Source organism: Oscillibacter valericigenes (assembly GCF_016902445.1).
GTDB classification, from domain to species: Bacteria; Bacillota; Clostridia; order Oscillospirales; family Oscillospiraceae; genus Oscillibacter; species Oscillibacter avistercoris.
On sequence record NZ_JACSNX010000015.1, the window covers coordinates 1 to 24,900 of the forward strand.

Consider the following 24,900-nt stretch of genomic DNA (forward strand, 5'->3'; position numbering starts at 1 on the left):
ACGGATGCGGCGTGCCCCTTGCGGGCAAGCGGAACGCGCGGAAGGAGGAACCATTGGAACACTGGTGACGGAAATACTGGGAGCGCCGCAGCGCGAGACAGTAAAAGAGGAGCAAATCAAATGCGTCCTTGCACCCCGACGAGGTCGGAACCCCCGCCACGGGACGGCAGTATCGACCTCGCAGAAGACCCAAGCGTGCCCGAAGGCCAGGCAAAATCGGAGTAGGCACCGATACGCCGACCCCCGTGCGCGCGGAGGGCCACTGCACCGGAGCGCGCCTAACGCTTTTCTCTTTGGACCGTGCACGGCCCGTTTCTCTTTTGGCACGACAAAAGAGAAATGGGGGTGCATCCTGGCCGGACAAGCCCCCTGCGGGAGCAGAATCCCCCGCGGCCGCCGTCGCGGCGGCCCACATCCAGCCCTCCATCTCCCGAATGAAAGGAAGGTTTCCCCATGGAAACGGAAAAGCTCTATTACCAGGACCCCTATCAGACCACCTTCACCGCCAGGGTCCTCACCTGTGAGCCGTCCAAGGGCGGCTGCCTCGTCACTCTGGACCGCACCGCCTTCTACCCGGAGGGCGGCGGCCAGCCGGCGGACCACGGCGTCTTAGGCGGTGTCACCGTCACCGACGTCCACGAAAAGGACGGCGTGATCTTCCACACCTGCAGCGGCCCTGTGGAGATCGGCGCCGCGGTGGAGGGCTCCATCGACTGGACTCGCCGATTCGACCACATGCAGCAGCACTCCGGCGAGCACATCCTCTCCGGCCTGCTGTGTTCTCTGTACGACTGCAGCAACGTGGGCTTCCACCTGGGGGCGGACACCGTCACCATCGACTACGACCGGGATCTCACCTGGGAGCAGGTGCTGGAGGCGGAGCGTCAGGCCAACGAGGCCATCTGGAGGGACACCCCGGCGGAGATCACCTTCCCCGCCCCGGATGCACTGGCTCAGCTGGACTACCGCAGCAAAAAAGAGCTCACCGGCCAGGTGCGCATCGTGTCCTTCCCCGGGGCCGACTGCTGCGCCTGCTGCGGCACCCACGTCCGCCGGGCCGGCGAGGTGGGGCTCATCAAGGTCCTCTCCTGCCAGAAGTTCCGGGAGGGCGTTCGGCTGGAGATCCTCTGCGGCCAGCGGGCCTATCAGTATCTCTCCCGGATCTACGAGCAGGACCACGCCGTGGCCCGGCTGCTGTCGGTAAAGCCCCAGGATGCCTTCGCCGCCGTGGAGCGGCAGAATGCGGAGCTTACCGCCGCCAAACTGCGGATGACGGAGCTGGAGGACCGGCTCTTCGCCCTCCGGGCCCAGTCCCTGGCGGGCCGCGGAGACGTGCTGCTCCTGGACCCCCCCATGCGGCCCGACGGGGCCCGGAAACTGGCGGACGCCGCAGCCAGGGCCGCCGGGGGCCTTGCGGCGGTGTTTGCCGGAGAGCAGGATTCCTACGTCTACGCCCTGGTCCACGCCGGCGGAGCGGACATCTCTCCCCTGGTGAAGCGGCTGAACAGCGCCCTCTCCGGACGGGGCGGCGGCCGGAACGGCTTTGCCCAGGGCAGTGTACAGGCGGACCCGTCCGCCATTCTGGACTTTTTCCACAAGGAGGGGATCGAATGTTCTACGTGCTGATCGAACAGGATCTGGAAGAAGAGGATGAGCCCAGGCACATCTATGCAGAGCTGGACAGCAGCCGTCGGGAGGTCCGGCGGGTGGAGTTCTATCCAAACGGCCTGTGCTTTGCCTATGGCGGCGCCTACGGCCGGCAGGAGGCCCTGTCCCCCGCGCCCTATCCGGAGGATCTGCGGACACTGAACCGCCCCGGAGAGGTGGAGGCCCACGCCATCACCGCCGACGTATTCCACGCCATCTGGGGCCAGGCCCAGGAGCGGCCGGACGGCTTTATGGGGATGTTCGCCTGATGAAGCGGAGCATCTGTTTTGCCGGCGGCTGCTTCTGGGGCATGGAGGCTCTGTACCGCCGCCTCCCCGGCGTGGTGGACGTCACCGCCGGCTACGCCAATGGAGACGAGGCGTCCCACGCCAACTACGACGATGTCTGTACCGGCCTCACCGGCTTCCGGGAGGCGGTGCGGGTGGAATATGACGACACGGCCGTCTCCCTCCCCCATCTGCTCTTCGCCTTCTTCGCGGTCATCGACCCGGAGACCCCCAACCGCCAGGGGCCGGACTTCGGCAGCCAGTACCAGACCGGTGTGTACTGGATGGACCCGGCGGACGAGGCGGTCATCCGCCCCATCGCCGCGCTGGAGGCAGGAGCCGTCCCCTTCTTCGCCGTGGAGCTGAAGCCCCTCATCTGCTTTTATCCGGCGGAGACCTACCACCAGCGGTATCTGGAGAAGCACCCCCGGGGCTACTGCCACGTGGCCCCCTGGAAGCTGGCCGTCCTGCCGGCGTATCCGTTTTCCACAGAAAACTATGACCGCCCCGCAAAAGCGCTGCTGCGGGCCTGGGAAGAGAGCCGGGAGAGGGATCGCTGACCGGATAGGCGGCCCCGGTTTTCCACATTCCGCCCCATTTTTGTGCAAAAGAGCGCCGCAGGCTTTGCCTGCGGCGCCTCTTTGTATTCAGGAAACCGGCTCGTTCATGGCCGCCGTGATATACTGCTCCCCATACATGGCATCATACAGCACATCCTCCCGCAGCTGCAGCAGCTCCCGTGCCTCGTCGGAGAGGTCCGCATCCTCCGCGCTGGTGCTGGGAGTGCCTGTGCCGTCCACAAAATACAGCTCCGTGTTGGTGAGGCACACCTCCTGCACCTTTTCCAGCAGCGCCCAGTACCGGCTCACCGGCTGGCCCGTCAGCTCCAGAAGCTGGGGGCCGACAGCGGTGATGCTGCTCTCCCGCCGGGTGCCGGCCCGGCCCTGGAGCAGTGCCGCGTCGTTGGCCCAGATCAGATAGTCCGTGGAATACAGGTCGTTGATCTGCTCTGCCGTCCAGTCCACGGTGTCATTGCCCGGGCAGAGGCCCAGCTTCGTGTACACCGTGTCCCCATCTGTCATGAACAGGTTGGGCCGGTGGTCTCCGAAGAACACCACGATGGTGGGCTCATCGCTCTCCCGCAGGGCGTCTGTCAATTCACCCAGCGCCTGGTCTGCCCGGGTAATGCCCTCCAGCATCACCCGCACGATGGCCATGTCCTCGTCGCTGAGGGTATCGCTGGTGACGCCGATCTGGCACTCGTAGTTGAACTTCTCCGGGTCAAAGGGCTGGTGATTCTCCATGGTGATGGCGTAGAGGAAGGCCCGCTGGCCGCCGTCGTTGATGGCCTGCATCCGGTCCAGCACCCCCTGGAAGAGGTACCCGTCCCGCATGTAGTAGCCGCCGTAGACCGTGTCGTCGATCCCCAGCTTCTGGATATCCGCGGAGAACAGCAGCTCGGAAAAGCCCAGCATGGGATAGGTCACCGTCCGGTTGTACAGGCTGTCGTTGTACCCGTGGAGCATCTCCGCCCGGTAGCCGCCGCCCTTGGTGTACTGCTCCGGCAGGGCGTCAAACTTCTCGTAGGCGTCGTCCTCCAGGAAGCAGATGTTGGTCCCGGCGCCGAAGTCCAGCCCTGTAATGCCGTACAGCATGGACATCTCCAGATATCCGGTGCCGTAGCCCAGGTAGTGGCTGTGGAACGTGCCGCTGATGCCCTCCCGCTCCAGGGCGTGGAAGTTCTCCAGCGGGTCCCGCTCATACTGCAGGTCCGGCAGCCGGTTCAGGTCGTAGAAGGACTCCGACAGCACCATGATGATGTTGGGCTGGACGGCCGGGGCCCCGGACGGTGTGTCATCCTCCGCCAGGATCTCGTCGATCCGGGCCAGGACCTGCTGCATATATTCCTCTCCGTAGCCCTCCGGGCTCTCTTTTGCCTGCAGGAAGCAGTCCCGCCAGAGACTCAGCGTCAGGCCGTAGGTGTCGTGGCTGTTGGCCGCCGCCAGACGGGTGTTGGTGTCCACGCCGAATACGGCCCCCGCAGCCTGGGCCCCCTGAACGGTAAAGAGCCCCACAGTCAGTGCCAGGGCGACGGAAAAACTGAGAAAGCGGCACCGCCCGGTCAGCACTGTCAGCCGCCGCACCAGCACCAGGATCCCCACGCAGATGGCCAGCGCCGCCAGCGCCATCCAGAAGTCCACCGGCGGGCGGAGCTCCCCCGCCACACCGGCCACCTCCCCCAGCTGGGAGGCCAGTCCGAAATCCGCCAGCTCCAGGGGCGTGCCGTTGATGGCGGTCTTGAAATAGTCCACCAGGGACAGGATCAGCCCCGCCGCCCCCACCAGGACAGCAGAGAGCCACAGCCGCCCCAGCAGCGCCCCCAGGGTGAATACCACGGCGCCGTACAGCAGGCCCGTCAGCAGCAGATAGGCGGGCCACTTCACGAACCACTCCCACACGATGGAGAGGGATCCGGTGACCACCCACTGGACGGCCACCGCAGCGGCCAGTCCCATGCACAGGCTGCCGCCCAGGAACATCCCCCACCGCAGCCAAGCCGGCCCCACTGCCCGGGGCCGTTTCTGTCTTCTCAACGGTCGTACCTCATTTCCTTCGAGATGAAAAAGGGCCGCGGGGTTGTCCCGCGGCCCCGATGATGTTCGATCAATATGCCAGCTTCTCCATGAGATATCCTTTCAGCTGATCGATGGGCAGTCTGACCTGCTCCCCACAAAAGCTCCGCTTTTGCGAGGGCCCCGCCAGATTTCATTCCTCGGGCAAAGTGAATTTTCCCTCCGGCGAGATTTTGCCTCCGGCAAAACGCTCGGACGCCGCTCCGCGGCGGTCATGGAGCAGGATCGCCCTGTGCTCAGTACGCCATCTTCTCCGCCAGATAGCTCTTCAGCTGATCGATGGGCAGTCTGACCTGCTCCATGGTGTCCCGGTCCCGGACGGTGACGCAGTTGTCGCCGGCCTTATCCGCGTCGCCCACGGTGTCGAAGTCCACCGTGATGCAGTAGGGCGTGCCGATCTCGTCCTCCCGGCGGTACCGCTTGCCGATGGAGCCGGTGTCGTCGAAGTCCACCATCCACTCCTTGGAGAGCTCGGCCTGGATCTCCCGGGCCTTGTCAGACAGCTTCTTGGAGAGGGGCAGCACAGCGCACTTGAAGGGGGCGATGGCCGGGTGGAACCGCATGACCGTGCGGACGTCGTTCTTCTCCGGGTCCACGACCTCCTCGTCGTAGGCCTCCACCAGCAATGCCAGGGTCATCCGGTCCGCGCCCAGGGAGGGCTCGATGACATAGGGGATATAGTGCTCGTTCTTCTCCTGGTCGAAGTAGGTCAGGTCCTGGCCGGAGTGCTCCTGGTGCTGGGTCAGATCGTAGTTGGTCCGGTCCGCCACGCCCCACAGCTCGCCCCAGCCGAAGGGGAACAGATACTCAAAGTCCGTGGTGGCCTTGGAGTAGAAGGCCAGCTCCTCGGGCTCATGGTCCCGCAGGCGCAGGTTCTCGTCCCGGATGTTCAGGCCCTTCAGCCAGTCATGGCAGTAGGTCCGCCAGTACTGGAACCACTCCAGGTCCGTGTCGGGCTTGCAGAAGAACTCCAGCTCCATCTGCTCGAACTCCCGGATGCGGAAAATGAAGTTGCCGGGGGTGATCTCATTGCGGAAGGACTTGCCCACCTGGCACACGCCGAAGGGCAGCTTCCGCCGGGTGGTCCGCTGGATGGCGGGGAAGTTGACGAAGATGCCCTGGGCGGTCTCCGGCCGCAGATACACCTCGTTGGCGGTGTCCTCAGTGACGCCCTGGTGGGTCTTGAACATCAGGTTGAATTTCCGGATATCGGTGAAGTCGCTCTTGCCGCAGCCGGGGCAGGGCACCTGGTTGTCCCGGATGAACTGCATCAGCTCCTCCGGGGTCATGGCCTCCACATTCACGTCCAGACCGTGCTCCTGCACATAGCCCTCCACCAGCTTGTCCGCCCGGTGGCGCATCTTGCAGGCCTTGCAGTCGATGAGGGGATCGTTGAAGGTGGACACATGGCCGCTGGCCACCCACACCTGGGGATTCATCAAAATGGCGGCGTCCAGGCCCACGTTATAGGGGTTCTCCTGGACGAACTTCTTCCACCAGGCCCGCTTGACGTTGTTCTTCATCTCCACGCCCAGGGGGCCGTAGTCCCAGCTGTTGGCGAGGCCTCCATAGATCTCGCTGCCGGGGAAGACGAATCCCCGGTTCTTGCACAGGGCCACGATCTTCTCCATGGTCTTTTCGGTGTTTTTCATGCTCCATTCTCCTTTTCGGCGGCCCGGACAGAAAAACGCCCCGAGCCGGTTTTCGGCTCAGGGCGAACGAGACGTCCGTGGTTCCACCTGAATTCGCGCCTGGCTGACGCGCACTCTTCACCCGGTAACGGCGGGGACCGGCAGGGCATTTCCGCCCCACGGCTCCAGGGCGCCTTCCCTCCCTCTCCCGCAAGGGCTCGCACCATCCGCCCTCTCTCTTGTCCGGGAAACAGGAGCTACTTCTCCCTGTCACAGCCTTTTTTGGATATCGTGAGAACTGTATCACGTTTTGCCCGGAATGTCAAGGCCGGGCCCAAAAAGTCCCTTTTCAAGATAAGTAGTGATGGCTCAAACTCCGTCGGTTTCACCAAATAGCAGCCCCTAACCTGAGATCAGCAGGATCGGGTTATTTGATATGCCTTACAGCAAGCATTTTTGTATGTTATGATATGATAAAATGAAACCTGAGAGGAAATTTTGCGTCTATATCAGTAAGAACTCATAAAAGGAGGTCGAACAACATGAAAAAGCTGCTCATATTGATTGTTGTATTAGCCTGGGTATGGGGAATGACCGGTTGTCAGAAGGCCATCGATGCATCTGCTGTATACGGATTCCCAGAGCCAACCGTACAAATTACAGGATTATTCCATTCACAGGGAATAGAGAGTAACTTTACCATTGGCTCAGAGGAATATGATCCTGATGATTTATCTGTAATGCCTGTTATCGAATGGTTTTATGGCTTGGAATTGAGGGAATGTGAGGAACCTGAACCTGTGGAAGGAAATGAAAGCTACACTTTTATCGTGGATGGACAACCTGCATTTACTTATGACAGCAGAGGAAGCGAAGCCTTTGTTGTGGTGGATGGCAGCTGGTATGAAGTGGAAAACCCATCCAATCCCCCGATTGAAGATGCAATAAACTGACTGGACACGATTTCAAAAGGGTATGCCCCATCCAGAGGGCATACCCGTTTGTCTATATTCATTCACAATGACAAAAAGACCGCCCTGACGGGCGGTCTTTTCGTTCGATTACTTCTTCTCCCGGTCGTAGGCCACGATGACCCGGCGGTTGGGCTCCGTGCCGGTGGAGTAGGTGGTGACGCCCGGCACATCCTGCAGCGCCGTGTGGATCACATGCCGCTCGTAGGCGTTCATGGGCTCCAGCGTCACGCTGCGGCGGTACTTGGTGACCTTGGCAGCCACCTTCCGGGCCAGATGCTGCAGGCTCTGCTCCCGCTTCTCCCGGTAGTTCTCCGCGTCCAGCTGCACCCGCACCCGGCCGCTGCCGCTGCGGTTCACCGCATAGCTGGTCAGTTGCTGGATGGCGTCCAGGGTCTCGCCCCGGCGGCCGATCAGGGCGCCCAGGTTCTTCCCCTCCAGGATGACCTTGTACCGGCCCTTCTCCAGCAGGTAAACATGGATCTCTGCAGTATTCTCCATCTGCTCCAGCAGACCGGAGAGGAACTTGCGGATGGCCTGGGCCTTTTCGTCGTCCACCTCTTCGCCCAGGTCGACGACGGGCGCAGACGGCTCCGCCGGCGCCTTTTCAGCGGGAACTGCAGGCGTCTCTGCCGGTCTGCGCTCCTGGCGGGGCTTTTTCTCCGCTTTGGGAGGCTTGGGGCGTTCCTCCTGCCGCTCCTCCTGAGGCTCCGAAGCGGGGGAGGCGGGCGCCTCCTCTTCCTCCTCCGGGCCGTAGCTCACCCGCACCTTGGCCGGGCAGCTGCCCAGGCCCAGAAAGCCGGACTTCGCGCGCTCCAAAATTTCCACGGACACATCATCCCGGTCCAGGCCAAGCTGACGCAGGGCGTTTTGAATGGCCTCTTCCTCGGTCTTGCCCGTTACATCAATAAACTCTCTCATGGCGTAACAAGCTCCTTACTGATCGTCATAGCGGTCCGCCTTATAGGACCGGCCGCGCGCATAGGGACGGTCGCCTACACGGCCTGCTTCTGTGGTGCTGGAAGCCGCCTTTTTGGCCTTCAGAGCCTTGGCTGCCTGCGCCTCCTGGCGCTTTTCCTTCAGGCTCTTCTTCTGGGCAGCCTGCTGGCGCTGCTTCTCCTGCAGCTGCTTGGCCTCCTCCTGCCGCTTCTGGCGGTCCGCCTGGATCATCTCCTGCCGGGCATCCTCTTCGGCCTGCAGCTTCTTGGTGTAAAACTTGCCCAGCACCATCTCCTGCACGATGGAGAAGGCACTCTGCGCGATCCAGTACACGCCCAGAGCGGCGGGCACGATGAAGGCGATGTAGATGCTCATCAGGGGCATCATCCACATCATCATCTTGGTGGAGCCGTTCATGGCGGTGTTCTGGGCGGACTGGCTCATGCTCACCTTGCTCATCAGCAGGCTCAGCACGCCGGAGATGATGGGGATCAGGAACAGACCGATCAACGCCGGCGTGAAGATGCCGTCAGCGAACTGACCGATGGCGCTCCAGGGCGTCTGGATCAGGTCGATGCCCAGGAAATGATAGTCAATGGAGACCCAGCCGGGGTTCTCCGCAATGAAGTCCGGGAACTGGGTGTTGATGACGTTGGCGATGGCGATCTGCTCATAGCCCATGCTGGCATTCAGCTGGATGCCGGCGTTGGCGATCAGCTCCTGAGCTCTTTCCACAACGGCCAGACCGGCCTCTCTCCCGCCGAAGTCCATAAAGTACACGATGGGCTCCCGGATGATATAGTACAGGGCCATCAGGATGGGCAGGGGCAGGAAGCTCCACAGGCAGCCGCTCATGGGGTTGAAGCCCTCTTCCTGATAGAACTTCTGCATCTCCTCCTGCATCTTCAGCTGGTTGTTGGCGTATTTCTTCTGGATCTCCTGCATCTTTCCGGACATCCGGCTCATCCGCACCATGCTCTTCTTGGACTTCATCTGGAAGGGCAGCAGGATCAGCTTGATGACCAGCGTGAACAGGATCAGAGACACGCCGTAGGACCCCGTCAGGTTGTAAAACAACCGCACCAGGGCCGCAAAGGGGACACAAATCAAGTATCCGATGGTTGAAAACATAGGTGCTTCCTCCAAATTGAGATGGGGCCCAGGCATTCACTGCCCTCGGGACGGCAGACCGCCGCCCGCAGCCCGTCCGCATTCCGCGGTCTCCGGCGGGTGAAAGGCCCGCCGGTGGGGAATTGGTTGGAGAGGCCTGTCCCCTCCTTCACGGGACCGGATCATATCCTCCCTTGTGAAACGGATTGCAGCGCAGGATCCGCCGGAATGCCAGCCAGCCGCCCTTCAGGGCGCCGTACTTTTCAATGGCCTCCAGCGCATACTGGGAGCAGGTGGGGATATAGCGGCAGCAGGGCGGCCGGTACGGGGAAATGGCCACCCGGTAGAACTTCACCAGCGCCAGCAGGAGCTTCTTCATCATGGCCGCACCTCCAGCAGATCCAGCTTCCTGCACAGCCGCAGGAAGGTGTCGTTCAGTTCCTTCCAGGAGGCGGACAGCGTCCGTCCCCTGGCCACCAGGATGATGTCATATCCCTGCCGCAGGCGCCCGGAATTGAGGCGGAATACCTCCCGCAGGCGGCGGCGGGCCCGGTTGCGGACCACCGCATGGCCCAGCTTGACGGATACCGTCACGCCCAGCCGGTTGTGCCCCAGCCGGTTCTTCCGGCAGTACAGCACCATGCCGCCGCCCACGGCGGAGGCGCCCTTCTGGTACAGCCGGCGGAACTCATAATTCTCTTTCAGGGTCACTGCCCGCTTCATACTGCCACCTGCCTTGCTCCCTTTGACACAAACTCAACGAGGGACGGAGGAATCCTAAAATTCCCGCCGTCCCCGAAGACGTTGTTCAAGTGTCTCCCGCGCGGTCCGTTTCGCTTAGTAGGACAGACGGGCGCGGCCCTTGGCGCGGCGACGGGCCAGAACCTTGCGGCCGTTGGCAGTCGCCATTCTCTTGCGGAAGCCGTGGACCTTCTGGCCGTGCAGCTTCTTGGGCTGATAGGTACGTTTCGTTGCCATGTTGAGACACCTCCTGTCAGAATTCCGGCCGCCCGGAAAAGGCGGCACTTACTCGACACCGCCCTTTCGGACGGCGCAGTAAACAAATCGGCAAGCGCCAATACGGCGCAACGGATATTATACAGACTGTTTGAAAATATGTCAATGAAAACTTGAAAGTTTTGCGAAAATTCCGTATTTTTTCGATTTCCCGGTCACGTTTTTTGAAGATTTCAAAATCTGGTGTGCAATTCTGCCGTCAGCCGCAATATCTTGTTGCCGGGACCGCCCTTCCGGGTCTGTTCTTATTATTAGAATAAGTGTTGTAATCCGCCCCTTTTTTTGGTATAATGAACTGGACTGCTTTGTCTATTTTTTTACTAGAGAGAGGTGTTTCCTTTTGAATTCCGTCGCCGATGTATGGGACAATGTGCTTTCCCAGCTGAAGGGCGAGCTCTCGGAGACCACCATTGCCACCTGGTTCGACGAACTGGAGGCCGTGGACATCCAGGGCAATACGTTTCTCCTCCACTGTTCCAACGACTTCAAAAAGGGATATATTGAATCCCTGTTCATGAAAAACATCAAAGCCTCCCTCCATGATATCTTCTCCACAGATTTCGAGGTGAAGATCCTGGACGATTTGGACTATGCGGAGCTGAACAATGTCCGTCCCAACCGCCAGAGCGAGCGATTCACCTCCGCGGAGTTCACGTTTGAGACCTTCGTGGTAGGTCCCTCCAACAAGCTGGCCTATGCCGCCTCCGTCTCCGTGGCGGAGCACCCGGCCCAGAACTACAACCCCCTGCTGATCTACGGGGACTCCGGCCTTGGAAAGACCCATCTGATCTACGCCATCGCCAACGTCATCCGCCGGAACGACCCCCGGTCCAAGATCGCCTATGTGAAGGGCGACGATCTGACCAACGAGCTGGTGGACGCCATCCGGGAGGGCAAGACCGCCGAGATGCGGGAGAAATACCGCCAGGCGGACCTGCTGCTGGTGGACGACGTGCAGTTCATCGCCGGCAAAAAGCAGACCCAGGAGGAGTTCTTCCACACCTTCAACACCCTGTATGAGTCCGGCCGGCAGATCGTTCTGACCTCCGACCGTCCCCCCTCTGAGATGACCCAGCTGGAGGATCGTCTCCGCACCCGATTCGAGTGGGGCCTGCTGGTGGACGTGGCGCCGCCGGATTTCGAGACCCGCCTTGCCATCGTGAAGAACAAGGCCGCCCTGCTGGGCATGGAGCTGCCGGACAAGATCTCCGCCTACATCGCGGAGAACGTCACCGCCAACGTCCGCCAGCTGGAGGGCACCATCAACAAGATCCTGGCCTACAAGGACCTGCTGGGCAACGACACCGATGAGGAGACCGTCACCCGGGCCATCCAGGACATGCTGCGCCGCAGCAACGAATACGTCCCCACGCCGGAGGCCATCCTGGAATACATCTCCAAGTACTACAGTCTGGACGAATCCGTGATCCGGGGCCAGCAACGGGTGCGGGACGCTGTCTCCGCCCGTCAGATCGCCATGTATCTGATCCGCTCCATGACGAATCTCAGTCTGGATGAGATCGGTAAGGTCTTCGACAACCGGGATCACTCCACGGTCCTCTACTCCATTCAGCAAATCGAAAAGAAGATGAAAAAGGACGCCTCCTTCGCTGAAATGGTGAAAGAAATCAAGACCAATATCAACTCCAAACGGTGATCCCCATTCTCCACGATTCCTGTGGAAAAGAAAAACTTTGCTGTGGAAATCTCTCTTCCCTAAAAGTCCGTGGAAAAACCACCAGATTCCTCCACAACCCCTGTGGAACCGCAAAATCCGACGCCGCAAGCCATTCCCCGTCTTTTCCACACCTTTTTTCTCTATGACTGCTCTTTCTAAAAAATACGTTTTCTTTCTTTTATATGCGGTCCCTGCCGCATCCCCCAACTCCAACTAGAGAGGAAGTGCCTGCATGAAATTCTCCTGTGAAAAAGCGCTCCTGCAGAGCGCCATTGCCATCACCTGCCGCGCAGTGGCCTCCAAGAGCTCCATCCCCGCCCTGGAAGGGCTGCTGCTCCATGCCGACAGCCAGCTGACCATCTCCGGCTACAACCTGCAGACCGGCATCCGCACCAAAGTCTCCGCCGATGTGACCGAATCCGGCGAGATCGTCCTGAACGCCCGCCTGTTCGGCGACATCATCCGCCGGATGCCGGACGACGTCGTCACCTTTACCTCCGATGAAAAACAAGTGGTCCACCTCTCCTGCGGCGACGCGGATTTCGACATCCTGGGCCTCTCCGCCGCCGATTATCCGGAGCTGCCCCAGGTGGAGGACGATTTTTCCGTCTCCATCCAGCAGAAGCTGCTGCGGGCCATGATCGAAGAGACGGCCTTCGCCGTCTCCACCAACGAGAGCCGCCCCATCCACACCGGCGCCCTGTTCGAGATCACCGACCAAGGCCTGACCATGGTGGCTGTGGACGGATTCCGCCTGGCCATCCGGCGGGAACCCCTGGAAAAAATCGACGGCGGCGCCTTCTCCTTCGTGGCGCCGGGCAGCGCCCTCAACGAGGTCAAGAACATCTGCGCCGATGTGGAAGATCTGGCCGCCGTGACCCTGGGCAAGAGCCACATCCTCTTTGAGGTGGGCGACACCGAGCTGATCTGCCGCCGGCTGGAGGGTGAATTCCTGGACTACAAGAACGCCATCCCCCGGAAAAACCCCATTTCCGTCATTGCGGACACCAAGGCGCTGATCGAGAGCATCGACCGGGTCAGCGTGGTGATCTCCGAAAAGCAGAAGAGCCCGGTGCGCTGTCTGTTCGACCATGACAAGGTGCTGCTGTCCGCCAAGACCGGAAACGGCGAGGCCAAGGACATCTGCCGTCTGTCCGGCGACGGCGGCGGACTGGAGATCGGCTTCAACAACCGCTATCTGATGGAGGCGCTTCGATATGCTCCGGCAGACACGGTGAAGATCGAACTGAACACCAGCGTCTCCCCCGCCATCATCGTTCCCACAGAGGGTGAGGAAAACTTCCTCTACATGGTCCTGCCGGTACGGCTGAAGAGCACGGAGTGAACAGATGGAAAATGTTGTAATTCAAACAGAATTCATCAAGCTTCAGGACCTGCTGAAATTCGCCAATCTGGTGTCCACCGGCGGCGAGGCCAAGGAGCGCATCCAGGCAGGCGAGGTCACCGTCAACGGTGAGGTCTGCACCATGCGCGGAAAGAAGATCCGCCCCGGAGACGATGTGGCGTTCCAGGGCGCGCATTACACGGTGTCCTATGCAGATCCTTGAGCTGGAGCTGCAGAACTTTCGAAACTATGGTTCCCAGCGGGCGGCCTTTGACCCGAACTGCAACGTGATCTTCGGGGAAAACGCCCAGGGCAAGACGAACCTGCTGGAGGCCATTGTCTACCTCTCCTGTGGAAAATCTCCCAGGGCCAGGACGGACCGGGAGATGATCGGCTTTGACGCCGCCGAGGCGGTCCTGGAGAGCAGGGCTCTCTCCCGGGACCGGGAGTTCCGGACCCGGGTGGAGCTGTACCGGGGCCGGCGGCGGAAGATGTGGGTGAACCAGGTGCCGGCCAAAAACAGCGCCGCCCTGAGCCAGGTCTACCACACCGTGTTCTTCTGCCCGGACGATCTGTATCTCATCCGGGAGGGGGCCGCCGCCCGGCGGCGGTTCATGGATACGGCCCTCTGCCAGCTGCGGCCCCGGTATGCCGCCGCTCTTGCGGAGTACCACCGGCTCTACGACCACAAGACCCGCATCCTGCGGGACAGCGAGGAGCGGCCGGACCTGCTGGAGCTGCTGCCGGACTTCAATGAGCGGATGGTCCGCTTCGGCGCGGTGCTGATCCACTACCGCCAGCAGTTTGCCGAGGCCTTGGCCCGGTATGCCGCCCGTCATCACCGGGAGTGTTCCGGCGGAAAGGAACAGCTGGAGATCGCGTATCAGACGGTCTCCTCTGTCACGGACCCGGCGGCGGACATAGAAGTCCTCACAGAACAGCTCCGGGCCCATATGGAGTCCCACCAGGCGGCGGAACGGGCCAGCCGGATGTGTCTCTCCGGTCCCCATAAAGATGATCTGATCATCACCATCGACGGCCGGGAGGCCAAGTCCTTTTCCTCCCAGGGCCAGACCCGCACGGCCGCTCTGGCCATGAAGCTGGCGGAGCGGGAGATCTACCAGAACGCCACGGGAGAGTATCCGGTGCTGCTGCTGGACGATGTACTCAGCGAGCTGGATCCCCGGCGGCAGGAATTTGTCCTCAACCGCATCGCCGGGGGGCAGGTGTTCATCACCTGCTGTGAGGATGACCGGCTGCCGGTCCTGCTGGGCGGGAAGGTGTTCCACGTGAAGCAGGGCACCATCAGTGGATGAACCCCTCAGTCAGGCGGTAAAGCCTCTCCAATCAAACACGACAGATCCAATCACAGCCCCCCACATGACAAAATGGAGGTAACCGTGATGAATTGGTACGCAGTGCTTCCAATTCTGGTTTTCGGCGGACCGGCTGCCGGCTTTCTCTGGGAGCTGGCAGTGGGGTTGTTCTGCCGGACAAGGCGCTATCTGCTGTGGGTGCCTGTTCTGGCGGGGGCGCTGGGGCTGGCGCTGTGTGCGGCGTCTCCGGTCCACACCCTCCCGTTCTCCTTCCTGCTGCTGTGCTGGGGGCTGTATGGCGGCGGGCTCCTGTTTGGATGGAGCCTGTCCCATCTGCTCCGCGGCGGGGAGGACCGCTTTCAGCGGTATGCTGTCCGTGCCGTCGCCCTCTGCTCCGGTGCGGCGCTGGCCATCGGCTTCGGCGTTCTGATCTCCCACGAGATGCGCAGCGCCACCTATGCCATGGTGGGAGAAGACATCAGCGAGGAGCGTGTTCTGGCAGAGATCCCGGAGCTGGCCATTACGGAGACGGACCGGGAGATCCTCTCCGCCCTGAGGGCGAGTCCCTCCGTCCAGGCGGCTGTCGCCGGAGGAGAACCGTTCATCGATCTGCCGCCGGCGGAACACGAGGATATTCAATCCATCTTGTCAGAATTTCTGGACGAAGGGCGCTACCGGTTTTCCGACGCGGGCGTCCTCGCCCAGTCCGGGGAGGCCACCTCTCTGTATTACGATATTTTCGACCAGGAGAAGAATGCTCGGATCATGGTCACGGGCCTGGGCACCGGATACCTGCACAAGGCAATCGCTGTCTACGACGGAGATCCGGAAGAGGAATTGTCCATGGTGATCTATGAAAATGACAACGGTGCCTGCCGCAAAATGACAGAGCAGCGGATGTGGTTTTATGACTTCTATGAAACGGAGCTGGGATAGAAAAAGACTCTGCTCCCGCAGGGGATGCGCCCCCCATTCTCTTTTTGGTCTTGCCCAAAAAGAGAATGCGCCGCGCCCGGTGGAAGAGAAAAAGGCGCTGGGCGCGCTCCGGTGCAGTGGCCCTCCGCGCGCGACGGAGGTCGGCGTATCGGTGCCTGCTCCGATTTTGCCTGACCTTCGGGCACGCTTAGGTCTTCTGCGAGTTTGCAGCTGCCGTCCCGTGGCGGATGGTGCCGACGGCGTCGGGGTGGTTGTCGTATTGCCTCTGCTACTCTTTTCGCTGCCGCTGGCTGTTCTTCACGGAAGCGTGAGCGGCAGCGGGGAGAGTCGCTGAGGGTATCCCCAACTTCCCCAGATCAAAGGTTTCCCCAAGGGCAGCGCGTTTCCGTCTCTGACCGCCGCGAGGGACAGCCAACCTTCCCCCGCCGGCGGCAGGAGGTCTGCGCTTGCGCAGACCGACCCGCCGAAGCGTTCTTTTCTTTTGGACCGTGCACGGCCCGTTTTCTTTTCGGCAAGACCGAAAAGAAAATGGGGGGTGCATTGCCCAGCCATCAGCATGGCTGAATCCCCCGTCCAATGGGACGTACCCCTGAAAGGAGACCACTATGTATCTCCATATCGGCCAAAATGAGATCCTCCCGGACCGCCGGATCATCGGCATCTTTGATCTGGACAAGTGCAGCTACGGCAAGCGGACCCGGGAGTATCTGGCGGCAGCGGAACAAGAGGGCGTGGTGCTGGACATCTCCGGCGAGATCCCCAAGTCCTTCGTGGTCTGCGACCACCCCTACCACCGGCAGATCGTGTACCTCAGTCAGCTGAACTCTACCACCCTGCAGAAGCGGGCGGAGAGTGCGGAACTGGAGCTGTAGCAAAGCATTCGGTGGTGACCTTGAGAGAATCACCTCGATGCCGCGCCGGCAATCCGGCGGCATCTGTTTGATCAAATAGAAAACCCATTGTTCAGGGCAAGGAGAGCCGGGCCGGAAAGGGCTCCGGCCCAGCTCTTCTTGCCTTGGAGCGAACGAAAAATCCTGAAAGGAGACTCTGCATGGCAGACAATGAACTGTTGAACTCCACTGCGGTGGACGCAAGCAATGAGTATGACGCGTCGGAGATCCAGGTGCTGGAGGGCCTGGAGGCCGTCCGGAAGCGGCCGGGCATGTATATCGGATCCACCTCCTCCTCCGGCCTGCACCATCTGGTCTATGAGATCGTGGACAACGCCATCGATGAGGCCCTGGCCGGCTACTGCACGGACATCCTGGTGCAGATCAACGAGGGGGACACCATCACCGTGGTGGACAATGGCCGCGGCATCCCCGTGGACATCCAGGCCCAGACCGGTAAGCCCGCCCTGGAGGTGGTGTACACCGTCCTACACGCCGGCGGCAAATTCGGCGGCGGGGGCTACAAGGTCTCCGGCGGCCTCCACGGCGTGGGCGCCAGCGTGGTGAACGCCCTCTCCGAGTGGCTGACGGTCCAGGTCCACCGGGACGGCAAGATCTATGAGATGAAATTCTCCCGGGGCCATGTCACCCAGGAGATGACCGTGGTCGGCACCACAGACCGGACCGGCACCACCGTCACCTTCAAGCCGGACCCCGAGATGTTCGAGGAGACGGAGTACAGCTACGACACCCTGCACACCCGGATGCGGGAGGAGGCCTTCCTGAACGCTGGCCTCCGCATCCGCACCGTGGACAAGCGCCCCGGACGGGAGCAGGAGGACAACATGTGCTACGAGGGCGGCATCCGGGAGTTCGTCACCTGGCTGAACCGCAGCAAGGATGTGCTCCACAGCAATGTGATCTATATGTCCGGTGCCCGGGAGGACTCTGTGGCGGAAGTGGCCATGCAGTACAACGACGGCTACAATGAGACCATCCTCTCCTTCGCCAACAACGTCCACACGCCGGAGGGCGGCATGCACGAGGAGGGCTTCAAGCGGGCCCTGACCAATGTGCTGAATGCCTACGGCCGGAAGATCAAGCTGCTGAAGGACGACGAGAAGGTCTCCGGCGAGGACTGCCGGGAGGGCCTGACCTGCGTCATCTCCGTGAAGCTGACGGAGGCCCAGTTTGAGGGCCAGACCAAGGCCAAGCTGGGCAACAGCGAGATCCGCACCCTGGTGAACAACATCGTCTCCGAAAAGCTGGAGACCTTCCTGGAGGAGAACCCCCAGGTGGGCCGGATGATCCTGGACAAGGCCCTCACCGCCAACCGGGCGCGGGAGGCCGCCAAAAAGGCCCGGGAGTCCATCCGCCGCAAGACGGCGCTTGGCGGCGCCGCCATGCCGGATAAGCTGCGGGACTGCAATGAGAACAATCCGGAGCTGACAGAGCTGTATATCGTTGAGGGCGACTCCGCAGGAGGTTCCGCCACCCAGGGCCGGGACTCCCGGTTCCAGGCCATCCTCCCCCTGTGGGGCAAGATGCTGAACGTGGAGAAGGCCCGGGCGGACAAGGTCTACGGCAACGACAAGCTCCAGCCCGTCATTACCGCCCTGGGTGCAGGCATCGGAGACGAGTTCGACCTGAACAAGCTGCGCTATCACAAGGTCATCATCATGGCCGATGCCGATGTGGACGGCTCCCATATCCGCACCCTGCTGCTGACCTTCTTCTTCCGCTTCATGCGTCCGCTGATCGAGCACGGCTATGTGTACTCGGCTGTGCCGCCCCTGTACAAGCTGACCCGGGGCAAGGTGACAAGGGTCGCCTTCTCCGACGAGGAGCGGGACCGGGTCTCCGCCGAGCTGCGGGGGGACAACCCCAACGCCAAGGTGCTCATCAACCGTTACAAGGGCCTGGGCGAGATGGACTTCCACGAGCTGTGGGAGACCACCATGGACCCGGAGAAGCGCACCCTGCGCCGCATCACCCTGGATGACGCCGTGGCCGCGGACGAGACCTTCACCGTCCTCATGGGCGAGAAGGTGGAGCCCCGGAAGGAGTTCATCGAGAAAAACGCCAAGTACGCGGTCAACCTGGATTATTAACGGAGATAAGAGATAAAAGTAAAAAGATAAGAGATATTTGATCTGTACAAGAGCATTTTTATCTCATATCTCTTCACTTTTATCTGATGGATTCAGAAGGAGACAACACCCATGTCTAAAAAGCCCCAATACGATCCCGAGGAGATCCGGTATCCCGAACAAAAGATCGTGGAGTCGCCGCTGGTCCCCGAGATGGAGAAATCCTATATCGAGTACGCCATGAGCGTCATCGTGGGCCGTGCCCTTCCCGACGTGCGGGACGGCCTGAAGCCCGTCCACCGCCGGATCCTGTACTCCATGTACGAGAGCGGCCTGACCCATGACAAGCCCTTCAAGAAGTCCGCCACCTGCGTGGGCGACGTGCTGGGCAAATATCACCCCCACGGAGATGCCAGCGTGTACGATGCCCTGGTCCGTCTGGCCCAGGACTTCTCCATGCGCTATCCGCTGGTGGAGGGCCACGGCAACTTCGGCTCCGTGGATGGCGACCCCCCGGCGGCCTACCGGTACACGGAGGCCCGTCTGGCCCGCCTGTCCGACGAGATGCTGCGGGACATTGAAAAGGAGACTGTGGACTGGGACCCCAACTATGACGAGTCCACCCAGGAGCCCAAGGTGCTCCCCTCCAGGTTCCCCAACCTGCTGGTGAACGGCTCCAGCGGCATCGCCGTGGGCATGGCCACCAACATCCCGCCCCACAACATGCGGGAGGTCATCAACGCCTGCATCTGTGTGCTGGATAACCCGGAGGCCCAGCTCAGTGACCTGATGCAGTACATCAAGGGACCGGACTTCCCCACCCGGGGCATCATCATGGGCCGCAGCGGCATCCGGGCGGCCTACGCCACCGGCCGGGGCCGGGTGGTCATGCGGGCCCGCCACGAGTTCGAAGAATTCGGCAACGGCCGCACCCGCATCATCATCACCGAGATCCCCTATCAGGTGAACAAGCGCCAGCTGATCAAGAGCATGGCGGACCAGGTGGAGGACAAGCGGCTGGAGGGCATCTCCGACATCCGGGACGAGACCGACCGCAACGGCATGCGCATCGTCATCGAGCTGAAGCGGGACGCCAACCCCCAGGTGGTGCTGAACCGGCTTTTCGCCCAGACCCAGCTGCAGACCACCTTTGCCATCAATATGCTGGCCCTGACAGAGGTGAACGGAAAGCTCCAGCCCCGTATCCTCTCCCTGCGGCACATCATCGACGAGTACCTCAGCTTCCAGGAGGAGATCATCGTCCGGCGGACGCGGTATGACCTGCGGAAGGCCCAGGAGCGGGCCCATCTGCTGGAGGGTCTGCTGGTGGCCCAGGACAACATCGACGAGGTCATCAAGATCATCCGCAGCAGCTATGACAACGCCAAGGAGAACCTGATGGCCCGCTTCGGACTGGACGACATCCAGGCCCAGGCCATCTGCGATATGCGGCTCATCGCCCTCCAGGGTCTGAACCGGGAGAAGCTGGAGGAGGAGTACAAGGAGCTGGAGGAGAAGATCGCCTACTACAACCAGGTCCTCTCCGACGATGCGCTGGTCCGCAAGATCCTGAAGGAGGAGCTGCAGGCCGTCTCCGACAAGTTCGGCGACGACCGGGTCACCGAGATCCAGGACGTGGAGGACGAGATCGATATCGAGGACCTGATCGAGGAGGAGCAGTGCGTCTTCACCCTGACCCAGGCGGGCTACATCAAGCGGACGCCGGTCAGTGAGTACGCGGCCCAGTCCAAGGGAGGCATGGGCAAGAAGGGCATCACCACCCGGGAGGAGGACTCCGTGGCGGAGGTGTTCACCGCCTCCACCCACGACTATATCCTCTTCTTCACCGATACCGGCAAGGTCTACCGGAAAAAGGGCTACCAGATCCCCGAGTCCGGCAAGGCCGCCAAGGGGACGAATATCGTCAACATCCTGCAGGTGGAGCAGGGCGAGCGGATCCAGGCCATGATCCACACCCGGTCCATCGAGGACGACGGCCGCTTCCTCTTTATGGTCACCCGAAAAGGCACCGTGAAGCGGATTCCGGCCAACGCTCTGAAGAACCTGCGGAACAACGGTATCCGGGCCCTGCGGATGGAGGAGGACGATGCCCTGATCTCTGTCCGGGAGACCGATGGCACCAGAAAGATCCTCATTGCAACCCACGACGGTATGGCTGTGTGTTTTGATGAAAACGACGTGCGGCCCATGGGCCGGGACGCCTACGGCGTGCGCGGCATCAAGCTCCGGGAGGGCGACTATGTGGTAGGCGCCGCCCGGGCCCGGGCCGGAAAGACGGTTCTCTCCATCACGGAGAAGGGCTACGGCAAGCGGACGCCGGTGGAGGAGTACCGCATCACAAACCGGGGAGGCCTCGGCATCAAGAACTACATGGTAACGGACAAGACCGGCCCCGTGGTGGGCATCAAGGTGGTGGACGGTACCGAGGACCTGCTGCTGGTGACCCAGGCGGGCATCCTGATCCGCACGCCGGTGGAGAGCATCCGCACCGCCGGCCGGGCCACCCAGGGCGTCATCGTCATGCGGTTCAAGGAGGAGGGAGATCAGGTGATCTCCATGGCTCTGACGGAGCATGAGGAGGAAGAAACTTCCACCGAAGGGGTGGAATAAAGACCGCCCGTTTGGGCTGGGCGGGCCGCTGAACAGCGGCCACGGGGATCTGGCTCCCGCAGGGGGCATTGTCCATGCAGGATGCGCCCCCCATTGTCGTCGTCGCAAAGTCCGCTCAGCTCCGTTTCCGCCTGCGGCGAAAACTGCGCCTGCTCCCTTGCACCCCAAGGGCACTTCCGCGCCCACTTCGTGGGCTTGGGCGCTCCTCCTCTCCCCACCGCGCGGGGCGCGGCGGGGGCCCCGCATAGAGACATCAAAAAGAAAATGCGCCGCGCCCGGTGGAAGAGAAAAAGGCGCTTCGGCGGGTCGGTCTGCGCCAGCGCAGACCTCCTGCCGCCGGCGAGGGATGGTTGGCTGTCCCGCGTGGTAGTCAGAGACGGAAACGCCCAGCCCTTGGGGAAACCTCCGGCCCGGGGAAGTTGGGGATACCCTTTGCTCCTCTTTTCGCTGCCGCTGGCCGGTGGTCGATGAAGGCTTCAGCATAGGACAACGCAACAGCTCCTACGCCCGCCGGGGGAGCGCGTAGCGACTGCGCAGCCGTTGGCGGCTTTGCCGCTTACGGATGCGGCGTGCCCCTTGCGGGCAAGCGGAACGCGCGGAAAGAGGAGCTGGTCAAATACGTCCTTGCACCCCGACTTAAGATGCACCGCGCCGCGGGAACCAACGATCAAGCCTGTACCGTACCCCGCCGCGCCCGTCGGCCAGTCCTCGCAAACACGCAGGCACCCTCTCACGCCGACCCCCGTACAGCAACTTTGCACGCACGTGCAAAGTTGCGACCAAAAGCGGTCTTTTCTTTTGGACCGTGCACGGCCCGTTTTCTTTTCCACAAGATGGAAAAGAAAATGGGGGGTGCATCCCCGCTGGACAAGCTCCCCTGCGGGAGCAGACACTCCCCCGGCCGCCGCAACGGCGGCCCTACCCGCATCCGATCCAAATCTATCCTTGAGGATTTCAGAATGAAAACAGTCACCATCTACACCGACGGCGCCTGCTCCGGAAACCCCGGACCCGGCGGCTGGGGCGCCATTTTGATGTACGGCGCCCACAAGCGGGAGCTCTCCGGCGGCGAGGCCGCCACCACCAACAACCGGATGGAACTCACCGCTGTGATCGAGGCCCTGTCCCTTTTGAAGGAGCCCTGCATCGTGGACCTGTGGTCCGATTCCAAATACGTCATCGACGGGCTGGAAAAAGGCTGGGCCAAGGGCTGGAAGGCCCGGGGCTGGAAAAAGGCCGACAAGAAGCCCGCCCTGAATCCGGATCTCTGGGACCGCCTGCTGGCTTTGACAGAGGTCCACTCCCTCCGCTATCACTGGGTCAAGGGCCACGCGGAAAACGCCTACAACAACCGCTGCGACGAGCTGGCGGTGGCGGAGAGCCAGAAATACAAATGAAGGCGCACACATTGCCGTGAAGAACGGCGCAGCTGCCCAACAGCAGGCCGGATCTCCAAAAAAAGACCGATTTACCTGCAATTTTCCGTAATTTCCGAAAACGGGAGGAAACATTTACAATCTGTTCATAAGAAAAACATAATTTAGAAAAATCTTTCGGGTATCTTTATCATCAAGCAAAGGGTCCTCCCAAACCCGATGCGTTTTCTCCCTCCTAAAAAACACACACAGCACAAAGGACCGCCATCCGGCGGTCCTTTGTGTGTTTTCCGCAGGCTTTTTCGGGGACAGGGGCCCGGCCTGCCAAAAAAATGCGCCCTTTTCTTGTAAAACCGGATAGCGGGGTGTAAAATATCCTTCATACAGGTTTTTCCTTCAAGGAGGCGTTTCAAAAATGAAAGACGGTTTTATCTCCGTGGCCGCCGGCACCCCCAAGATCCGGGTGGCGGACTGCCGCTATAACGCGGAGCAGATCTTCACCCTCATGCGGGAGGCGGACAAGCAGGGCGTGAAGGTCCTGGCCCTGCCGGAGCTGTGCCTCACCGGCTACACCTGCGGCGACCTGTTTCTGCAGGATACGCTGCTCCAGGGTGCCGAGGAGGGGCTCCAGACGATCCTGGAGGCCACCCGGAATCTGGACATCGTGACGGCCCTGGGGCTGCCTGTTTGGGATAAATGGGACAACAAACTGTATAACTGCGCTGCTGTTATACAAAAGGGAGAGATTTTGGGGCTGGTCCCCAAGGCTTATCTGCCCAATTACGGGGAGTTTTATGAGCAGCGGTGGTTCGCCTCCGGCCATGGCGTGGAGCATGGGATCGAGCTGTGCGGACAGCATATGAGCCTTTGTACGAACCAGACCTTCGCCTGCGACACCATGCCAAACCTGGTGATCGGGGTGGAGATCTGCGAGGATCTGTGGGCCCCGGCGCCCCCCTCCGTGGAGCTGGCCCGGAAGGGCGCGACTGTGATTTTGAACCTCTCCGCCTCCAATGAGCTGGTGGGGAAGGCAGACTACCGCCGCTCCCTGGTGACGGGCCAGTCCGCCCGGCTGATGTGCGGCTATGTGTACGCCGACGCCGGCGAGGGGGAGTCCACCACCGACGTGGTGTTCGCCGGCCACAACCTGATCGCGGAAAACGGCACCCTGCTGGCGGAGCGGCGGTTCGCCACCGGTCTCACCGTCAGTGAGATAGACGTGGACCGGCTGGTCCACGACCGCCGCCGAACCAACACCTTCACCATCGGCAGGGAGCCGCCGGAGATCTGGCGGGTTTCTTTCTCCCTGCCGGCGGAAGAGACCCGCCTGACCCGGTACGTCTCCCCCTCCCCCTTTGTGCCGGAGGATGATGCCGGTCGGGCGGAGCGGTGTGAGGAGATCCTGCGGATCGCCTCTCTGGGCCTCAAAAAGCGCCTGGAGCACACCAATGCCAGAACGGCGGTGGTGGGCCTCTCCGGCGGCCTGGACTCCACCCTGGCCCTGCTGATCACCGCCCTGGCCATGGGGATGCTGAACCGGCCCGCCAGCGACATCATCGCCGTCACCATGCCCTGCTTCGGCACCACGGCCCGGACCCGCTCCAACGCGGAGCTGCTGGCGGAGCGGATGGGCGCCACGCTGAAGGTGGTGGACATCTCCCAGGCGGTGCGCCGCCACTTCGCCGACATCGGCCAGAGCATGGAGAACCACGACGTCACCTTTGAAAACGGCCAGGCCCGGGAGCGGACCCAGGTGCTGATGGACATTGCCAACCAGACCGGCGGCCTGGTGATCGGCACAGGGGACCTGAGTGAGCTGGCCCTGGGCTGGTGCACCTACAACGGCGACCACATGAGCAACTATGCCGTCAACGCCTCCATCCCCAAGACGCTGGTGCGGCACCTGGTGGCCTATCTGGCCCGGGACAACGCGGAGAAGGATCAGGCCCTCCACGACGTGCTGGAGGACATTCTGGACACCCCCGTGTCTCCGGAGCTGCTGCCTGCCGTCCAGGGGCAGATCAGCCAGCGGACGGAGGACCTGGTGGGACCCTATGAGCTCCACGACTTTTTCCTGTACTACATGCTCCGCTGGGGCTTCCCGCCCCGGAAGATCTACCGCCTGGCGGTGTACGCCCTGGGCAAGACCTACAGCCGGGACGTGATCTTGAAGTGGCTCAAGACCTTCTACCGGCGGTTCTTCTCCCAGCAGTTCAAGCGCAGCTGCCTGCCGGACGGCCCCAAGGTGGGCTCCGCGGCCCTGTCCCCCCGCGGCGACTGGCGGATGCCCAGCGACGCGTCCGCTGCCCTGTGGATGGCGGAGCTGGAGACGCTGGAATAAAAAAAGAGGCGCCGTCGGCGCCTCTTTTTCACGCTCTGCACGCTGCTCTCCCCTCTCTTGGC

The 24,900-nt window shown here is 61.7% G+C and carries 21 protein-coding genes and 1 other annotated feature; of the genes, 14 read left to right on the forward strand and 7 right to left on the reverse strand.

Annotated elements, in window-relative coordinates:
- The first annotated feature begins 453 nt into the window (after positions 1-453).
- From H9X91_RS09605 to msrA, 3 genes are read left to right on the forward strand one after another with little or no spacing between them, the layout of a single operon-like run.
- Positions 454-1,626, forward strand: coding sequence for an alanyl-tRNA editing protein (locus tag H9X91_RS09605; RefSeq protein WP_204804645.1), 1,173 nt, complete (start codon positions 454-456; stop codon positions 1,624-1,626).
- On the forward strand, positions 1,611-1,916 hold the full coding sequence (locus H9X91_RS09610; RefSeq protein WP_204804647.1) for a DUF6881 domain-containing protein: 306 nt from the start codon (positions 1,611-1,613) through the stop codon (positions 1,914-1,916). The genes H9X91_RS09605 and H9X91_RS09610 overlap by 16 nt, the downstream gene beginning before the upstream one ends.
- Positions 1,916-2,494, forward strand: coding sequence for a peptide-methionine (S)-S-oxide reductase MsrA (msrA, locus tag H9X91_RS09615; RefSeq protein WP_204804649.1), 579 nt, complete (start codon positions 1,916-1,918; stop codon positions 2,492-2,494). The genes H9X91_RS09610 and msrA overlap by 1 nt, the downstream gene beginning before the upstream one ends.
- A gap of 87 nt (positions 2,495-2,581) precedes the next feature.
- Here the strand turns inward: msrA and H9X91_RS09620 are convergent, their stop codons facing one another.
- Together H9X91_RS09620 and H9X91_RS09625 are read right to left on the reverse strand one after the other, a co-directional pair.
- Positions 2,582-4,528 carry an LTA synthase family protein gene (locus H9X91_RS09620; protein ID WP_204804651.1) on the reverse strand — a complete coding sequence of 649 codons (1,947 nt, stop codon included), beginning with the start codon at positions 4,526-4,528 and terminating at the stop codon, positions 2,582-2,584.
- 275 nt (positions 4,529-4,803) lie between these two features.
- Positions 4,804-6,219, reverse strand: a complete 1,416-nt coding sequence (locus tag H9X91_RS09625) for a glycine--tRNA ligase (protein ID WP_204804653.1) — start codon at positions 6,217-6,219, stop codon at positions 4,804-4,806.
- A 55-nt stretch (positions 6,220-6,274) separates the two neighbouring features.
- Positions 6,275-6,481, reverse strand: a binding site (T-box leader).
- A 259-nt stretch (positions 6,482-6,740) separates the two neighbouring features.
- Between H9X91_RS09625 and H9X91_RS09630 the strand changes: the two genes are divergently transcribed.
- Positions 6,741-7,151 (forward strand): hypothetical protein, encoded by a 411-nt coding sequence (locus tag H9X91_RS09630; RefSeq protein ID WP_204804655.1) that lies wholly within the window; start codon positions 6,741-6,743, stop codon positions 7,149-7,151.
- Between the two features lie 108 nt (positions 7,152-7,259).
- On the opposite strand, the gene jag is transcribed toward H9X91_RS09630, so the two are convergent.
- From jag to rpmH, 5 genes are all read right to left on the reverse strand, one after another.
- Entirely contained in the window at positions 7,260-8,090 is an 831-nt protein-coding gene (gene jag, locus H9X91_RS09635; RefSeq protein WP_204804657.1) for an RNA-binding cell elongation regulator Jag/EloR, read from the reverse strand.
- 15 nt (positions 8,091-8,105) lie between these two features.
- A complete protein-coding gene (locus tag H9X91_RS09640) occupies positions 8,106-9,239 on the reverse strand; it encodes a YidC/Oxa1 family membrane protein insertase (RefSeq protein WP_204804659.1) in 1,134 nt (377 codons plus the stop codon).
- A 148-nt stretch (positions 9,240-9,387) separates the two neighbouring features.
- The gene (yidD, locus tag H9X91_RS09645; RefSeq protein ID WP_204804733.1) at positions 9,388-9,597 is read right to left on the reverse strand and encodes a membrane protein insertion efficiency factor YidD; all 210 of its coding nucleotides are present in this window, start codon (positions 9,595-9,597) and stop codon (positions 9,388-9,390) included.
- Positions 9,597-9,941, reverse strand: coding sequence for a ribonuclease P protein component (gene rnpA, locus H9X91_RS09650; protein WP_204804661.1), 345 nt, complete (start codon positions 9,939-9,941; stop codon positions 9,597-9,599). Before rnpA ends, yidD begins: the two co-directional genes overlap by 1 nt.
- A gap of 114 nt (positions 9,942-10,055) precedes the next feature.
- The gene (gene rpmH, locus H9X91_RS09655) at positions 10,056-10,196 is read right to left on the reverse strand and encodes a 50S ribosomal protein L34 (RefSeq protein WP_021751147.1); all 141 of its coding nucleotides are present in this window, start codon (positions 10,194-10,196) and stop codon (positions 10,056-10,058) included.
- A 379-nt stretch (positions 10,197-10,575) separates the two neighbouring features.
- Here rpmH and dnaA point away from each other — a divergent pair, with 379 nt between their 5' ends.
- From dnaA to H9X91_RS09705, 10 genes are all read left to right on the forward strand, one after another.
- The gene (gene dnaA / locus H9X91_RS09660) at positions 10,576-11,892 is read left to right on the forward strand and encodes a chromosomal replication initiator protein DnaA (RefSeq protein WP_204804663.1); all 1,317 of its coding nucleotides are present in this window, start codon (positions 10,576-10,578) and stop codon (positions 11,890-11,892) included.
- A 253-nt stretch (positions 11,893-12,145) separates the two neighbouring features.
- Positions 12,146-13,258, forward strand: a complete 1,113-nt coding sequence (gene dnaN / locus H9X91_RS09665; protein ID WP_204804665.1) for a DNA polymerase III subunit beta — start codon at positions 12,146-12,148, stop codon at positions 13,256-13,258.
- Between the two features lie 4 nt (positions 13,259-13,262).
- A complete protein-coding gene (locus H9X91_RS09670; RefSeq protein ID WP_204804667.1) occupies positions 13,263-13,481 on the forward strand; it encodes an RNA-binding S4 domain-containing protein in 219 nt (72 codons plus the stop codon).
- On the forward strand, positions 13,468-14,574 hold the full coding sequence (recF, locus tag H9X91_RS09675; RefSeq protein WP_204804669.1) for a DNA replication/repair protein RecF: 1,107 nt from the start codon (positions 13,468-13,470) through the stop codon (positions 14,572-14,574). Before H9X91_RS09670 ends, recF begins: the two co-directional genes overlap by 14 nt.
- An 87-nt stretch (positions 14,575-14,661) precedes the next feature.
- Positions 14,662-15,510, forward strand: a complete 849-nt coding sequence (locus H9X91_RS09680; protein ID WP_204804671.1) for a hypothetical protein — start codon at positions 14,662-14,664, stop codon at positions 15,508-15,510.
- Positions 15,511-16,115: 605 nt separating this feature from the next.
- Entirely contained in the window at positions 16,116-16,382 is a 267-nt protein-coding gene (remB, locus tag H9X91_RS09685) for an extracellular matrix regulator RemB (RefSeq protein WP_204804673.1), read from the forward strand.
- Positions 16,383-16,561: 179 nt separating this feature from the next.
- Complete coding sequence (gyrB, locus tag H9X91_RS09690) at positions 16,562-18,511, forward strand: DNA topoisomerase (ATP-hydrolyzing) subunit B (protein ID WP_204804675.1); 1,950 nt, start codon at positions 16,562-16,564, stop codon at positions 18,509-18,511.
- A 111-nt stretch (positions 18,512-18,622) separates the two neighbouring features.
- Complete coding sequence (gene gyrA, locus H9X91_RS09695; protein WP_204804677.1) at positions 18,623-21,121, forward strand: DNA gyrase subunit A; 2,499 nt, start codon at positions 18,623-18,625, stop codon at positions 21,119-21,121.
- A gap of 959 nt (positions 21,122-22,080) precedes the next feature.
- Positions 22,081-22,518 carry a ribonuclease HI gene (gene rnhA / locus H9X91_RS09700; RefSeq protein ID WP_204804679.1) on the forward strand — a complete coding sequence of 146 codons (438 nt, stop codon included), beginning with the start codon at positions 22,081-22,083 and terminating at the stop codon, positions 22,516-22,518.
- Between the two features lie 394 nt (positions 22,519-22,912).
- The gene (locus H9X91_RS09705; RefSeq protein WP_204804681.1) at positions 22,913-24,838 is read left to right on the forward strand and encodes an NAD(+) synthase; all 1,926 of its coding nucleotides are present in this window, start codon (positions 22,913-22,915) and stop codon (positions 24,836-24,838) included.
- The last annotated feature ends 62 nt before the right edge of the window (positions 24,839-24,900 follow it).

Excerpts from the sequence above, each read along its gene's own strand:
- H9X91_RS09605 (WP_204804645.1), top strand. The coding sequence starts at position 454 with ATGGAAACGGAAAAGCTCTATTACCAGGACCCCTATCAGACCACCTTC.
- H9X91_RS09610 (WP_204804647.1), top strand. The coding sequence starts at position 1,611 with ATGTTCTACGTGCTGATCGAACAGGATCTGGAAGAAGAGGATGAGCCC.
- msrA (WP_204804649.1), top strand. The coding sequence starts at position 1,916 with ATGAAGCGGAGCATCTGTTTTGCCGGCGGCTGCTTCTGGGGCATGGAG.
- H9X91_RS09625 (WP_204804653.1), bottom strand. The coding sequence starts at position 6,219 with ATGAAAAACACCGAAAAGACCATGGAGAAGATCGTGGCCCTGTGCAAG.
- H9X91_RS09630 (WP_204804655.1), top strand. The coding sequence starts at position 6,741 with ATGAAAAAGCTGCTCATATTGATTGTTGTATTAGCCTGGGTATGGGGA.
- jag (WP_204804657.1), bottom strand. The coding sequence starts at position 8,090 with ATGAGAGAGTTTATTGATGTAACGGGCAAGACCGAGGAAGAGGCCATT.
- H9X91_RS09640 (WP_204804659.1), bottom strand. The coding sequence starts at position 9,239 with ATGTTTTCAACCATCGGATACTTGATTTGTGTCCCCTTTGCGGCCCTG.
- yidD (WP_204804733.1), bottom strand. The coding sequence starts at position 9,597 with ATGAAGAAGCTCCTGCTGGCGCTGGTGAAGTTCTACCGGGTGGCCATT.
- rnpA (WP_204804661.1), bottom strand. The coding sequence starts at position 9,941 with ATGAAGCGGGCAGTGACCCTGAAAGAGAATTATGAGTTCCGCCGGCTG.
- rpmH (WP_021751147.1), bottom strand. The coding sequence starts at position 10,196 with ATGGCAACGAAACGTACCTATCAGCCCAAGAAGCTGCACGGCCAGAAG.
- dnaN (WP_204804665.1), top strand. The coding sequence starts at position 12,146 with ATGAAATTCTCCTGTGAAAAAGCGCTCCTGCAGAGCGCCATTGCCATC.
- H9X91_RS09670 (WP_204804667.1), top strand. The coding sequence starts at position 13,263 with ATGGAAAATGTTGTAATTCAAACAGAATTCATCAAGCTTCAGGACCTG.
- recF (WP_204804669.1), top strand. The coding sequence starts at position 13,468 with ATGCAGATCCTTGAGCTGGAGCTGCAGAACTTTCGAAACTATGGTTCC.
- H9X91_RS09680 (WP_204804671.1), top strand. The coding sequence starts at position 14,662 with ATGAATTGGTACGCAGTGCTTCCAATTCTGGTTTTCGGCGGACCGGCT.
- remB (WP_204804673.1), top strand. The coding sequence starts at position 16,116 with ATGTATCTCCATATCGGCCAAAATGAGATCCTCCCGGACCGCCGGATC.
- gyrB (WP_204804675.1), top strand. The coding sequence starts at position 16,562 with ATGGCAGACAATGAACTGTTGAACTCCACTGCGGTGGACGCAAGCAAT.
- gyrA (WP_204804677.1), top strand. The coding sequence starts at position 18,623 with ATGTCTAAAAAGCCCCAATACGATCCCGAGGAGATCCGGTATCCCGAA.
- rnhA (WP_204804679.1), top strand. The coding sequence starts at position 22,081 with ATGAAAACAGTCACCATCTACACCGACGGCGCCTGCTCCGGAAACCCC.
- H9X91_RS09705 (WP_204804681.1), top strand. The coding sequence starts at position 22,913 with ATGAAAGACGGTTTTATCTCCGTGGCCGCCGGCACCCCCAAGATCCGG.